The 14216-nt window shown below is 68.9% G+C and carries 9 protein-coding genes and 2 pseudogenes; 5 read left to right on the forward strand and 6 right to left on the reverse strand.

Going from position 1 to position 14216, the window contains the following annotated elements:
• Nucleotides 1-215 precede the first annotated feature (215 nt).
• On the forward strand, nucleotides 216-659 hold the full coding sequence (locus OG386_RS05765) for a hypothetical protein (protein ID WP_328787072.1): 444 nt from the start codon (nucleotides 216-218) through the stop codon (nucleotides 657-659).
• A 359-nt stretch (nucleotides 660-1018) separates the two neighbouring features.
• Nucleotides 1019-1162: a hypothetical protein gene (locus tag OG386_RS05770; protein WP_328787073.1), complete on the forward strand. Its 144-nt coding sequence runs from the start codon at nucleotides 1019-1021 to the stop codon at nucleotides 1160-1162.
• A 328-nt stretch (nucleotides 1163-1490) separates the two neighbouring features.
• Here OG386_RS05770 and OG386_RS05775 read toward each other — a convergent pair whose 3' ends face one another.
• Nucleotides 1491-5501, reverse strand: a complete 4011-nt coding sequence (locus OG386_RS05775) for a beta-galactosidase (RefSeq protein ID WP_328787074.1) — start codon at nucleotides 5499-5501, stop codon at nucleotides 1491-1493.
• A 1017-nt stretch (nucleotides 5502-6518) separates the two neighbouring features.
• Nucleotides 6519-6640: pseudogene (locus OG386_RS05780) on the reverse strand (glycosyltransferase family 2 protein); the annotation flags it as partial.
• Between the two features lie 240 nt (nucleotides 6641-6880).
• Here OG386_RS05780 and OG386_RS05785 point away from each other — a divergent pair.
• From OG386_RS05785 to OG386_RS05795, 3 genes and pseudogenes are all read left to right on the forward strand, one after another.
• Nucleotides 6881-7987: a hypothetical protein gene (locus OG386_RS05785; RefSeq protein WP_328787075.1), complete on the forward strand. Its 1107-nt coding sequence runs from the start codon at nucleotides 6881-6883 to the stop codon at nucleotides 7985-7987.
• Between the two features lie 339 nt (nucleotides 7988-8326).
• Nucleotides 8327-8575: pseudogene (locus OG386_RS05790) on the forward strand (ATP-binding protein); the annotation flags it as partial.
• 60 nt (nucleotides 8576-8635) lie between these two features.
• Nucleotides 8636-8977, forward strand: coding sequence for a hypothetical protein (locus OG386_RS05795; RefSeq protein WP_328787077.1), 342 nt, complete (start codon nucleotides 8636-8638; stop codon nucleotides 8975-8977).
• Between the two features lie 258 nt (nucleotides 8978-9235).
• Here OG386_RS05795 and OG386_RS05800 read toward each other — a convergent pair whose 3' ends face one another.
• From OG386_RS05800 to OG386_RS05815, 4 genes are read right to left on the reverse strand one after another with little or no spacing between them, the layout of a single operon-like run.
• Nucleotides 9236-10516 carry an NAD(P)/FAD-dependent oxidoreductase gene (locus OG386_RS05800; protein ID WP_328787078.1) on the reverse strand — a complete coding sequence of 427 codons (1281 nt, stop codon included), beginning with the start codon at nucleotides 10514-10516 and terminating at the stop codon, nucleotides 9236-9238.
• Nucleotides 10513-11940 carry an NAD(P)/FAD-dependent oxidoreductase gene (locus tag OG386_RS05805; protein WP_328787079.1) on the reverse strand — a complete coding sequence of 476 codons (1428 nt, stop codon included), beginning with the start codon at nucleotides 11938-11940 and terminating at the stop codon, nucleotides 10513-10515. Before OG386_RS05805 ends, OG386_RS05800 begins: the two co-directional genes overlap by 4 nt.
• Complete coding sequence (locus tag OG386_RS05810; protein WP_328787080.1) at nucleotides 11937-13358, reverse strand: FGGY family carbohydrate kinase; 1422 nt, start codon at nucleotides 13356-13358, stop codon at nucleotides 11937-11939. The genes OG386_RS05805 and OG386_RS05810 overlap by 4 nt, the downstream gene beginning before the upstream one ends.
• Nucleotides 13355-14179 (reverse strand): DeoR/GlpR family DNA-binding transcription regulator, encoded by an 825-nt coding sequence (locus OG386_RS05815; RefSeq protein WP_328787081.1) that lies wholly within the window; start codon nucleotides 14177-14179, stop codon nucleotides 13355-13357. Before OG386_RS05815 ends, OG386_RS05810 begins: the two co-directional genes overlap by 4 nt.
• Nucleotides 14180-14216: the final 37 nt, after the last annotated feature.

Here is a 14216-nt window from a genome sequence, read left to right on the forward strand (position 1 = left end):
CCCACCGCTCCTTCCACCCGCAGAAGTACGCCCACGCCAAGGGCCCCGGCAGAGAGGTCTCCGAGGAAGAGGCGGGCAACCCCACGGCAAGCCCTCCAAGAGCATGGGCATCCGCGGCGAAGACCAGGAGAAGGGCACCGGCGAGAAGGGAATGCACGACCCCGGCGCGCGCGGCCGCTCACAGCGCCCCAGCGGAGACACTTCCGCCACCACTGGTGTGGATCCCCGAGGCCACCCTGGTACGCGAAGCGCCGGACAGGGATGAACGCCGGCGGGCCTTGCTCGACAAGACCAGAGCCTCGCTAGACGCCGGACAGCCATCCGGCACCGAAATCCAAGAGATCACGAGCGCGCTGCGCCCGCTCCTCGATCAGCCGGCGGAGGCCCGCCACCGCGTACCGCTCGCCGGTGGCCGAGCCGCGCCCGCGAATGCCCGCGACATCAGCCAGGAACTGCTGGGGCTGGGGCTGCCGGCCGTCGACCAGGACACGCAAGCCCAAGCTCTCTGCCCGCCGGTGCAGGGCCAGGAGATGGAGCAGGCCGTCGGCGTCCATGGACATCGCGCCGTGAAGGTCGACCATGAGGTCCCGCTCACCGGTGACGTTATCCAACGCCCGCTGGAATTGCCGCGCCCGCATCTTCGTCTAGCGCCCCGATGACGCTGCCCAGGACCGTGCCGTGGCGCTGAACGTTCGTGGTGATCAATGCGCCCTCCTTCTACCCGGGGCGAGAGGGCCCACGGGCTCCCCATCCTGGCGCGGCGTTCCCCCGGACACGGGTGCGAGGCTCGCTGAGACTCCCACACCCACCTGGACAGCGGCGGCTGTAACAGGCATCGCGTCAAAGTGCCAAGTGGGAGCCGAAGTCACGACCCTGGGACACCACCCTCACCCGCGACCGGCTCGTGGCCGTGGCCTCCGGACGGTCGGCGGGCGCCCGTCCGGGGCGGGAGCAGGGTGCCGCGGGCCCGGACGGGTTCGGTCACTGGATGGTGATCTCAGCGGCGGAGGTGAATCCGTTGACTCCTGCCAGGGCGGTCGGCCCGACGTACTTCGCCTGGGCAGCCGGCAAGGTGGCGGACTTGGCCGTTGCCGTGTTCGCCCAGGTGCCGCTGGCCACCTGGGTGAAGTGCACTCCGTCGGTGCTCGTGGAAACCGTGTAACGGGTGATCCCCCCCGTTGGGTGTGCCGTCCTGCCTCGGCAGGTAGCCGAGGCCCGTCACGGGCTGGGTCTGGCCGAGTTGAAGGGCGATGTCGTGCGGGCCGGGGCGGGTGGCGGACCTCCACTGGGAGGGCCACATGACCGGGGTGCCGAGCTTCACGCCGTCGAGCGCCGCGGTCACCTTGGAGCCCTGAGCAGTAACGCTCAGTCTGTGCCAGGAGCACACGCCAGTCTCTTTGAGATCTTCGAATCAGCGGGGACGGCACACGGACATCCAGGAGTGCCCGGCGGCCGTCGGCCGCCGGGCACTCCTTTCTTCAGGGATCCGGTCAGCTGCAGTGCAACTGTGCGGCGGCCCAGTCGGCGTGGTCCTTGCCCGTGTCGTCACCGCCGTCGGCGGCCACCAGTTCCAGCACCTTGGCGCCGGTGATGTCGACGTCCAGCGTCGTCGGGCCGGTGGCGTGGGTGCGTACGGTGGTGGTCGTCAGGGTGCGGCCGTCGGCGCGGACCGAGAAGGCCACCGAGCCGTGGTCGACCTCGTCGTCGATGCCCACCGTAGCGGTCAGCCGGGTGCAGTGGCCGTCCAGATTCAGCCCCACCACACTTGATGCGTGCGTTCCCAGGCCCGTGGCAAAGGTCTTGCCGTTGAGTGAGAGTGTTCGCCCGTCTCCGGCGCCGGCCTCGCCGTTGCTCGTGTTCCGCTCCACCGGACCCCAGCCGTTGGCCGAGTAGTAGAACGGCAGGGCGCTGACGGCGGTGTCGGCGGTCGGGGGCTCTACCGCGGTGGCCGGAAGGACCTTACGGGTGTCGGCCAGGTGCCTCACGCCGCCCTGCTGGAAGTCAGCCGCTGCGGTGAGTGCGGAGAACTGCGGCAGGGTGCCTGCGGGGGCGGTGACCTGATAGGTCGCGGTGACCGACGTGCCCGGGGCCACCGTGGCATCGGCGACCGCCGTCGCCGGGGTGACGGTCCAGCCGGTCGGTGCCCGCAGGGTGATGTCGGTCGCGGTGGCGGAAGTGACGCCGGCCGGCACGGCCAGCGTGGCGGTGACGGTGGTCTGCTCGGCCGGCGCGAGGTGCTCCGGTGCGGCGAGCGCCAGCTTGGCATTCGGGGAGGCGGACGCGTAGGTGGCGGCCTGGTACTGGGGGGCGGCCACCTGGCCTGTCGTGAGCGGGGAGAGCTGGGTGCCGTAGGACTCCAGGGAAACGGCGCCCAGGCCGCCGGTGGTGCCGTCGGCGTTCCAGACCGCGAGGGCGATGGAGTTGGCACCGTTGGGGTTGAGGATGCCGTTGGGGATCGGGAAGCTGTGCTGCGGGCCGAGGTTGTTGATGTACCGGCCGAGCTGCCAGCCGTTGACGAAGATCAGTGCCCGGTAGTGGCGTGACGGGTCGTCGGTGATACGCAGCCCCACCGAGGTGTCCTGGCCCGCGGGGAGGTCGAGGTTCGCCGAGGTGCGGTACCAGGTGACGCCCGGGGTGGTGCTGTTGGTCGGCAGGGTGACGGGTGACCACGTGGTGTCGGGGAAGCCGGGCAGCGACCAGCCGGAACGCTCGCCGTAAAGGCCTCCGGTGTTCATCGGGCCGCGGGCCGGGTCGATCAGGGTCTCCCCGCCGCGGCTGCCCTGGATGCGCCAGGTGACCGCGGTGGTCGGTGCGCCGACGAAAGCGGCACCGGTCAGGCCGCGTGCCTGCTTGTGGGAGTCGTTGGCCGTCCAGTCCTCGTTGTGGCCGGAGTTCTCCAGCAGCACCGAGAGCACGTTGTCCGCGCCGTCCTTGAGGCTGCCGGCGGGGAAGGCGAACCGGTGGTGGCGGTCATCGGTGCTGCCCAGGAAGGTGCCGTTCAGCCAGACCGAGTAGATGCCGGCGGGGCCGGTGATCGCGGACAGGTCCACGGCGTTGGTACCGGGCATGCCCTTGAAGTGCGCCCGGTACCAGACGTCGCCGTAGTGGAAGCCGTACTCGTCGGTGAACAGCACCGGGAGCGTGTCCGGGGTGGTCGTGCTCTGGGAGGTGAGCTTGTCCGCGACCGTCCAGGTGCTGTCGTCGAAGCCCGGCTGCGCCTCGGGATTCTCGGCGGACTTCTTCCAGCCGGTCAGTGCGGGCAGGGAGACCGCGGTCGGGGCCTTGAGCCGGCCCGTTCCCGAGCCGCTCGACGTGGTCGTCAGGGCGAGGGCACGGCCGTTCCAGGTGGTCTTCGCGAAGGAGCCGGCGAAGACCTCGACAGCGCCGGCGGTGGCGGAGTCGCCGGTGAGTGCCAGCGTGCCGTCGGCGGCGGTGGTGGCGCCGCGCAGCAGCGAACTGCCGCGTACCAGCACGGGGCCGGCCGCGCTCTGGGCCTGCCAGAACGTCTTGGCGGTTGCGGTATCCCCGATCAGCAGCAGCAGCGGTCGCTCTCCGCCCGTGACGAGCACCCGGGCCAGGCCGGAGTGCTGGTAGTTCAGCCGCAGGTCACCGGTGGTCGCGTTCCAGGTGAACGGCACGTTCCCGCTCAGCACCTTCACGGTCGGCTTCGTCGGGAAGTTGAGCACCGTCTCGCCGGACTGCCCCTGGCCGCCGTAGAGCACCGCCAGGTCACGGCCGCCGATGGTGGTGCTGGTCATCAGCTCCGAGGTGGAGTACTGCAGCCGGCTCGCGCCGAGCTGGTAGCCGGCCACGAGGGTCTTGGACTCCCTCCCCGCCAGCGTGATCGCGGTTCCCGCCTGCTGCGGGACGGACGGGTAGTTTCGCGTGGCCCCCGTCGGCTCGTCGACGGCGTCGACCGCGACGAAGGCGCCGGAGGCCGAGGCGTTCTTCTGCCCGGTTGCGACGATCTTCAGGGTGTGTGCGGCGTCGGACAGGTCGTTCGCCGAGAACTGCACCTGCTGCGGCACGACCGTGGTCGAGTAGCCGTCCACGGTGGCCACCTTGGTGCCGTCGATGTAGACGTCGGCCAGGCCGTGGTTGGGTGCGGTCGATGCGATCCAGCGGACCGACTTGCCGGTGAACGGTACCGAGACGCTCGCGCCGGCGGTGTCGGCCCAGGACTCGGTCTGGCGGTAGTCGTTCTTCGCGTAGTCCTGCTCGGCGCCGACATGGGTCCAGCCCGCGCTGTAGGCGAGGCGACTGTCCTGGTCGTCGAAAGTGTAGGCGCCCTTGGTCAGGTCGACCGCGATGTGCGCGTTGACGGTGCCGGTGGACTTGACGTCCGCCTGCCGCAGGAAATGGAACTGCGTTCCGTCGTCCGGGTTCCGGCGGACCGTCTGCACCACGTCCTGGGTGCTCGGGGCGGCGTTGGCCACCTGGTCGGTCTTGTTCAACGACTGTGCGGTCCGGAGGAAGGAGCCGATCAGCTTGATCTGCTGGTACTTGTCGGTGAGCTGGCGGGGCTCGCTGATCGCCGCACCGTAGTCGTAGGAGGTGTAGACCATGTTGGGGTCGGCCTGCCAGCCCCAGGAGGTACCGCCGTAGGCCATGTAGAGGTTCTGCATGGTCGCCCCGACGGCGAGGTTGTTCTTGTAGAAGACGTTGGCGAAGTCGGCGCCGGTCAGCTGGTGGCACTTGTCGTATCCGGGGCCACCCCACGGGTCGAAGGACCCGCCCTGGAACTCCGCGGTGAACAGCGGGGAGCCGGGCGCGCGGGGGTAGCCGGCGATGTTCGGCAGGTCCCTCCACTGCGTGGGGTTGGAGCAGTTGAACCCCTGCGGGTAGGAGTCCACGGCGTCGATGTCCACCGCCCCCGGACCGGTGGCGAACGCTTGGTTGTGGTTACCGGTGAGCGGCACGGTGATTCCGTGGTCCCGCGCGGCCTTCTCCAGGTGGGCCATGTAGGCCCGGCCGTCGTCGTTGTTCCTGTAGTACTCGTTCTCGATCTGGTAAGCGATGATCGATCCGGTCCCGTTGGTGAGCTGGTGGCGAGCCAGGATCGGGTCGATGTGGTTCAGCCACTCGTCCGCCGCGGCCAGATACGCGGGGTCGGTGCTGCGCGCCGAACCCGGCAGGGTGTCGACCCAGGCCGGGAATCCGCCGCTGTCGAGCTCGGCGTTGATGTACGGGCCGGGCCGGGCTATCACGTAGACGCCCTCCTGCGCAGCCATGTCCAGCAACTTGTCGACGTCGCGGATGCCGCTGAAGTCGTACACACCGGGCTTGGGCGAGTGGTAGGCCCAGTCGAAGTAGATGGAGACGGTGTTGAAGCCTGCCGCCTTCAACTTCTGCAGCGTGTCCCGCCACAGGTCCGGACTGGGCAACCGGTTGTAGTGGAACTCACCGCTCCAGATGTAGGTGCGCTTCCCGTCGATCATCATCGAGTAGCCGTCATAGGTCACCGTCTGGGAGCCGCTGATCGCGCGAGCGGCAGCCGGCATGGCTGTGACGGTGGCGGCGGGGGTCGCTCCGGAGGCGGGCTGGGCGGCGGCCGCGCCGCCGGCCGTTAAGGCCAGCGTGACGGCCGCTACCAGCGCTCTGCGCGAGCGGCGACCGGGGGGCCTGGGAGGGGATTGACTGAGCATGGTGCGGCTCCTGAACTGGGCGTGGGGGCGACGCCGTGCGGAACACGGCCCCGCTCGGGTGGTTCCGTCGATCCTCAGCAGCCGTCCGCCTGCTCCGTCGGGCCTGCCGCCAGTCACCGTGTCAGTGCGGCGACCGGTGAGTGGAGTAGCGGATCTGACGGACAGCCACGAGGCCGAACCGGCTGGTTCGCGGCGATTCCCCTGCTCCAGCCCGGTTCGCGGACAGGCGACAGACAGGAGTTCGGATGCGAACTGGCAGGTCCATGCCAATCGTTCGCGAGATCCGGTTGACAAGCACCTTCTCCCGCACCGGTCACCCGTGGAGCCCCGCCCGGGACTCCTCCTTGCCGGTGCTGCCCGAGGAGAGGGGCGAGGAGAAGCGGAGCCGTCGGCCTCCTCCGTGCCTGCGCAAGGGATGAGAAAGCCGGGCGCTCCTTGGCCCGTGCATGGTGGGGGGAGCCGGGTCGGGGCCGGGTCGGGGCCGGGTCGCCCGGGTGCGATCTGACCGTTCCCGCTGGTTGGCGGGGGTGAGGTGAGCACGTTCGGCGACATGGCTGAGGCGAATCCCGCGCGGGACGGCTGGGATCGACCCTCCGCCCCGCCTCCTCCCGTCCAGGGAGAAAGTCGGGATCCGACGATCATGCACGCCGACCAGTGGGTGACCATGTTGACGTAAACATGAAGTTACAGGAGAGTTTCGGGGCATGGTCGGATGCTGTCAAGGCTGCAGCCGAACCGTCCTGGTCCATCAGGGACGAGGGGTGACGCCGGACCGGGACCTGCGAGGGACCGCAGCGTGAGACCTTGTGCTCGGTTACGTCAGCGCTCTGAACGTCGACGGCGAGCCGCATCCGGACGACAGCGGTCATGGCGTCAGATCACCGGAGGGTGGTCCAGTCGTGTCATCTTCCATACCGTCCGCCACCGCATGGGCCGTCTCGGCGGGCACGGCACCCGGACGACTCGATGAAGCCGGCCCACCAGGCCGCGAGGCCACCTCCGCGCGGTGGCCAACTGGGCGAAGTCATCGGGCAGCTGATGGCTCCGGCCCCAGAGTCACCAGCTGACGGAGCCATGCCCGAGGAAGCGGGACAACTGGCAGCCACGCTTGATGATTCATGTGCTGGACTGTTGATTTCGCATGTTGACTTCTGTCTTATTACGTACTTCCTCCTGATGGGATTCCCCTGTGAGGATGACGCTTCCTGATGAGGATCCCATCCGGAAGGGGAACGATGGCAACGGCTGAGGGCGTCGAGCAGGGTTACGCCTACCGGTTGAAGAACAAGCGCACCGGCCTGTACCTCACCAGTTCAGGCTTCGAGGGGGACTCCTACGCCACGCTCTGGAAGTCCGAGAGCAGCGGGCAGGCCCGGGCATCGCAGACGTGGAATGTTCTGAGCCTCGACAACGGCGAGTACCTCATCGCCCAGAAGGTCGCCGGCAACCTGCTGACTCCGGACAACTTCGCCAGTCATGACGTCCGGGTCAACCTCTTCCCGCCGCAGAACGGGGCGGACGCCGCTGTCCGCAACAGCCAGACCTGGCTGCTGCGGCAGGCGGGGGGCGGCTACTGCACGCTCAGCAACAAGAACGGGGGGCTGTTCCTGACCCCCAACAACTTCGGCACGAGCGGCTCCGACAAGGTCAACACCTATTGGCGGGCATCTGGCGCGGACGGCGACTCCCAGCTGTGGCTGCTGGAGAGGGACACCGCCTACAACGGCATCATCAACGCCGCAGCCGGACCGACCGGAAGCGCGGTCGGCGGAATCCTCCGGATGAGCGGACACTTGAGGCCCCACCCGGAGACCACGCAGGAAGTCCTCATCGGCACCACATTATTGCCCTTCCCGCTGGTGTCGGACCCGGCACTCGGCCGTGCGCGGCAGGCCGCGGAGAGTCCGTACTACCTGCTCAAGCGGTACGGCTACTACAAGATCGTCTACTACTACGAACACAGTGGCCAAGTGAGCAAGAAGGAGTCCCAGAGCACCACCATAGGCATGACCACGAGCAACGCCCGCGAGGTGGAGACCACCACCAGCATCTCCGTCACCGCCGAGACGAGCTTCCAGTACAAGGGCTTCTCCGCCTCCCTCAGCACCACCATCAGCCACCAGCTGCGCACCCGCGTCGCCCAGGAGACGACTCAATCCAGTAGCCGCACCGTCACCGTCGAGCGCGAATACCCCGCCAACGGCAAGCGGCTTTCCCAAGCCATCTGGTTCCGCGCCGACCGCTACGTCCTGGAACGCACTGACGGCGGCAAGGTGACGGAGTGGGAGACCACCACCGACCAGGACACCATCGACGACGTCTACCCCGTCGCCACCGGCTGACGGGCAGGCACTCGCAGCTCCGGCCCGAACGGGCGCGGCGCCCCACCGGGGGGAGGGGCGCCGTGCCTGCACCCTCAGCCTCCTACGGTGAGTGCCCTCGCCGCGATGTGCGCGGCGCACCGGGGCAGGCCCGGCATCGTGGTGGTGCCGAGCTGGCATGGTCGGTATCGGCGTGGGCGCACCGCAGTCGTGGGGCGCCGTCAAGACGGTGCTCCACCGCCACGTTCACCCTGCTGCGTGCTGGCGTGCTGCGGCGAGCAGCCTCTGTGCCGTGCGGTCGCTGTCTTCGTAGCGGTGGGCGATCTCGGTGGTGGTGAGGGGCGACCGGCGGGCAAGGTCCTCGGAGTGTCCCAGGCCGACGATCTCCACGAGCTGGTCAGCGAGCGGCAGGGCAGGTCGCTGATCATCACCAGCAACCGGGCACCCAGCAACTGGTATCCACTCATCCCCCACCCCGTCGTCGCCGAGTCGCTCCTGGACCGGCTGATCAACACGAGCCACCAGGTCATCACGAACGGCCCCAGCTACCGCCCGAACAAGCGCTCCAAGAACCCGACCGACAAGCCTGTCAAACCCACGATCGCCTAGGACCGCGTCCCGGAGGCCGGGCCGGCGAGGATGGCGGTCCGAGATGAGATCGTTTCCCGCATGGCCGATACAGACGAAGCAGAAGCCGACGTTGAACATGCCGTCATCGCTCACTATCGACTGGCCGATGACGGCCTCGGCGAGCCAAGCCAACGGGAGGCCGTCCGCCAGGCACAGTCCCTGCTGACCGAGGCAATCGAGCAAGGCGACGTCGGCGAGTTCGACGGACACGAGTACGGAGGAGGCGAGGTGGTCCTCTACGCCTACGGACCGGACGCCGACGCACTCTTCGCTCTCATGGCACCCATCCTGAACGACCTGCCGTTCCGGCCGGCGCACGTCGTCTTGCGCTACGGCTCCGTCGATGACCCATCGGCTGCCGAACATCGCGTCGACCTCTGACGAGGCGAGTCACCAGCCCCAAAACGGGCACCTGGGGAATTGGGCGAACGTCCACTCAGGTCAACACGGGCCTGGCCTGCTCGGGGGACATCTGGTCGACGGGGATGCGCTGCGCGCTGTGGGGAAGCAGGGCGGGGTTGCGGGTGGTGACCAGGCGTACGCAGCGGCGGCCTCCGGTCAGGAAGGGATCGAGCTACTCGGCCTCCCAGACGTCGTCGAGGACGAGCAGGGTGCGGGGCGCTTGTCACGCTCGGCCGCTCACACCAGGACCTCGATGCGTACCGCGGGACCATGCGGGTCCACCCGCGCCAGCCAGGTCGCAGGCAGCAACGTAGGGCGTGAAGGGATCAACTTCGGCACCTGCCGCTGCCAGAGCACGCGCTCGCCCTGGTTGACCCGGATCCAGGGAAGCGTGGCGAACACCCGCGGGCGCAGGATCAGCCTGCCCCGTGCAGGCAGCTCCGCTGTCGAACCGATCCGTTGCGGGCTCACCCAGGCCAGCGCTTCGCCCACTTCGATTGGTACACCCGCGCCAGCCACCTGGGAGGAGCGGTCGGCCAGCCACCGGGCAATCACACCACCGACGTGCCGACCGCCCAGGGCTGCCACGTCCGCGGTCTCCACTGGATGGCAGAGGTTGCCCGCAGCGAAGATCCCCGGCCGGCTGGTGGATCCGGTCGCGTCGATCGTAGGCCCGAGGGTGGCTGGGTCCATCTGGAGACCGGCCGTCCTTGCCAACTCGTGGTCGGGTATCCAGTCACCAGTGAACACGATGGTGTCGCAGGGCACCGTCAGCTGGCGCCCGTCGGAGAGGCGCATCAGCACGGCATGGGTCAGCCGCGGGCGTCCGCGCAGCTCGACCACCCTAGTACCGGTCAGCAGCGGGGTCTTGTACAGCATGCGGGTGGCGAAATTGAACACCGCATAGCTCTGGTGCTGGGGCAGTTCGGTGGTCAGGCCCACGACCTCCACACCGGCGTGGCGCAGCGTCGTCACGGCCGAGAAGCTGACGTGCTCGGCACCGACCACCAGCGCCCTGCTCCCGACCTGCTGGCCGCGCAAGTACACCTCCTGCTGCAACTGGCCCGTGGTGTAGACGCCCTCCCCCCGGTCCCCCGGCACCCAGCGTGCCGCACGGCCGCGTTCCCGGGCACCGGTGGCGAGCAGGACAGCGGAGGCGTGCACGGTGCGCAGCCCGGCCGGTGAGGACACCTCGAGACCACCGTCGGCTGACCAGCCAGTAACCATCGCCGTGGTGCTCAACTCCACTCCGGCAGCACGGGCGGCCTGTGCGTAGTGCCGGGCGTACCGCGGCCCCGACATCACCCGGCGCAGGTCCCGCACGCCGTAGCCCGTGTGGGCGCAGTGCCGGGGGATGCCGCCCGCCGCCGACTCTCGTTCGAGCACCTCGACCCGTGCCACACCTGCCTGGCGCAGCGCGATCGCGGCCGCGAGCCCGGAGGGCCCGGCTCCGACCACCACGACGTCCACTTCGTGCCTGACACGCTCACCCACAGCGGCCTCGTTTCGCTCGTTCATTTTATGATCTCCGCGGCGATGGGCGCGTCCGCCCCGTCCCGGATCATCCTGGACACCGCTGAACCGCAGAAGAATCCCTGGCAGCGCCCCATTCCGGCGCGGGTCCTTCGGCGCAGACCCCCGATGTCGGCCGGCGGGATATCGCTGTGCAGGGCATCCCTGATCTCGCCGCGGCTGACCCGCTCGCAGAAGCAGACGATCTCGCCGTACGCGGGATCCTGCGCAATCAGGCCGGCGTCCTGGTGGGGCCTGGCCTGGGCCTGTCCGATGGAGGGCATGCGCGGCGGGGCCGCTTCGAGGGGCGGGCCCGACAGGTCAAGTCCTGGCCACGCCGCCATCTGCTCGGTGAGATGCTCGGCGATGGCGAGTGAAGACGTCAGGCCGGTGGAGCGGATCCCACCGACGCACACGTAGCGCTGCTCGGGATGGAAGGAGATCTGGTAGTCGCTGTGCTCGGTCGCCGCCCGCAGGCCCGCATAGACGGTGGTGACCTCCTCGTCCAGTAGTGCGGGCAGGATACGACGCCCTTTGTCCCTGAGCATCGCCATGCCGTCCTCGGTGGACTCGGTGGCGGTGCGGTCGTCCATGTTCTCAGCCGTGGGACCGAGCATGACGTTGCCGTAGACGGTGGGACTGACCAGCACGCCCTTGCCAAATTTGCTGGGCACGGGCAGCAGGATGTGGTTCAGCAGCGAGCGTGCGAGTTTGTCGAACACGATGAGCTGCCCACGCCGCGGCGTAACGGAGAAACTCTTGTGGCCGAACATGCGGTGCACTTCGTCGCTGCCCAGCCCTGCGGCGTTCACCACGTGCCGGGCGCGCACCTTGCCGCGGTCGGTGTCCAGCACCACGTGCTCCTCGGCGGGTTCGACGCCCAGCACGGTGTGGCCGAGTAGCAGCCGCGCACCGTGCCGGACGGCTTCGGTGGCGAAGGCCAGTGTTGTCGTCCACGGGCAGATGATCGACTCGCCAGGGACCTCCAGGGCGCCGAACTGCCCGTCACCGAGATGTGGTTCTCTTCGCCGCACCTCCTCAGCGTCCACCTGGCGGGTGTGCTCGTAGCCGTTGGCGACGGCCTGTTCTGCCAGCTCCGGCAGCGTCTCGGCCTGCTCGACATCCCAGGCGACCAACAGCGCACCCAGTGGCTCGACGGGGATGCCGGCCTTTGCGGCGTAGTCGCCGAGCAGCTGGTATCCCCTGGCCACCAGCCGGGATTCCAACGTCCCGGGCTTGGCGTCGTAGCCGGTGTGCAGGATGGCGGTGTTGGCCTTGCTCGTGACATCGCCGACATCGGACCGGGAGTCGAGCAGTGCCACCGACATGCCGCGCTGGGCGAATGCGCGGGCTATTGCGCAGCCGACAACTCCCGCGCCAACAACGGCGACGTCGAACTCCTCATCAGGTGCTTCCTGACTGCCTGTCACAGTTCACTCCAGTGGCGACTAAGGGCCAGCGCGGACCTCCAACGGGACAACTGCTGCTCTGCCCACTCGGCGGAGCGGCTGGGTTCGATGATCGTCCCCGGCCGGGGATCGGGCAGCGAGTGGCCGGTCGCGGCGCGCAGGCCGAGATCCGCCACGCCGAGGGCGGTGGCGTGCGGGGCCGCGGCCACCTCTACGGGGGCCTGCAGCAAATCGGCTTGCATCTGCACCAGAAGCCGGGATCGGGTGAGCCCGCCGTCCACCCGCAAGAGGGGCGGGGCACCGCCGAGATCGGCGGTGCTCGCGTCGACGAGGTCGACGACCTGGGCCGCAATGCCCAGGCACACGGCACGGACCAGGTGTGCCCGGGTTGCGGCCAGATTGAGGCCGAAGAAGCCTCCGGTCGCCGAAGGCTGCCAGTGCGGCGCCGCCAGACCCGCCAGCGAGGGCACGAACACCACGCCTGCGGTGTCATCCACGGTCTCCCCCACCGCGTCCAGGTCACCCGGCCCGTCGAGCAAGCCGACGTCGCGCAGCCACGACAGTGCCTGACCGACGGTGCAGACCTGCCCGTCCAGGCACCAGCGGCGCTGCCCGGTCAGGTCCCAGGCGACCGACGGGGTCAGCCCCGCGCCGCTGCGTACCGGCCGGTCACCGGTGTTGGTCAGGAGAAAGGCTCCGGTGCCGTACGTGCACTTGGCCTCGCCCCACTCTCGGCAGCGCTGCGCCCACAGCGCGGCCTGCTGGTCGACGATGACGCCCCCGACCGGGACCTCACGGCCAAAGGCTCGTGTGGTCCCGACGATTTCGTCGTTTCGGACCAGCCGGGGACGCGGCTCGTCGAGTCCAAACAACTCCCAGGCCTCGTCGGACCAGGTTGCCGAGGACAGATCGAGCAGCATGCTGCGTGAGGCTGTGGCGGCATCGGTGACGAACTCGCCGGTGAGCTGGTGCAGCAGCCAGGTGTCGGTGGTAGTGATCACCCCGCCGGAGCCGAGGCGGTCGCGCAGCCAGCGCATTTTCGGAGCCGAGAAGTACGGATCCAGTGGCAGGCCGGTGAGCTCGGTGAGCCGGGCGGCGTTCGCCTGACCCCGCGCGCAGACCTCCGCGGCCCTGCGGTCCTGCCAGACGACGCACGCCGACTCGGGGCGACCGGTAGCCGGATCCCAAGCCAGCACGCTCTCTCCCTGATTGGCCAGGGCCACCACGTCCACAGCCACCGCCGCTTCGGCCACGGCCTGCCTGCCTGCGTCCAGTACCGAGGCAAGGAGGGCCGCCGGGTCCGCCTCTACCGTGCCGGGGTTCGGGGTGTACACGGGCACCAGGATCTCTGCCTCAGCCAGTACCGTCCCGTCGGCAGCGACGACCAGGGCTTTGGTCGAGGAGGTGCCTTGGTCTATGGCGAGCACGATGCCTGTCATCGGCGCACCTCCTCGTCCGGGGCCATGGCACCCGGGGCGTTCATGGGGTCCATGGATGGCTGAAGTACGGTCAGGCCGGCGTCGCGCAGCTCGCGAACCATGTCGGCGTCCGCCTTGGAATCGGTGATCAGAGCCGTGATCCGCTCCCAGCCGCAGACCTTGCGCAGTGCGACGTGCCCCAACTTGCTGGCGTCCGCAAGGACATATACCTCGGCCGCGTTGTCGATCATGCGGTGCCGGACGGCGATCTCCTCGAGGTGGTAGTCGGTCAGCCCTAGGGTCGCCTGTACGCCTCCGGACCCCAGGAACGCCTTGTCCGCGAAGAACCTGCTCACCTGCTCCTCGGCATCGGGGCCGTAACAGGTGAGCTCGTCATGCCGGATGCGGCCACCCACCAGGTGAAGGTTGACATCTGAACGCCCGGCCAGTGCGACGACCGCGCTGATGTTGTTGGTCACCACCCGGCCGTGGAAGGACTGCGGCAGACTCTGCACGGCGGCGAGCACCGTCGTTCCCACATCCATGAATACCGTGTCGCTGTCCCCCACCAGGGTTGCCACGACGGCTGCGATCTCCCCCTTGGCCTCCTGCTGGATGCATTCACGATCGGCCCGGCCAGGCTCGGCGCTGCGCGAAAGGTCCCGGGCTCTGGCGGCGCCGCCGAAGACCCGGCGGATGTCCCCCTCGCGTTCCAGCATGACCAAGTCTCGGCGGATGGTTTCGGCAGAGACGTCGAGTTGGGCGGCCAGGTCTGCGGGCCGCAACACCTCGCTGTCTTCCAGCAACGACAGGATCTGCCGGCGACGTTCCTCGGGAAGCATCGTTTTCCTCCAACGCAGGGACTGCACTAGGTCGTGG

This window comes from Streptomyces sp. NBC_00273 (assembly GCF_036178145.1).
GTDB lineage: Bacteria > Actinomycetota > Actinomycetes > Streptomycetales > Streptomycetaceae > Streptomyces.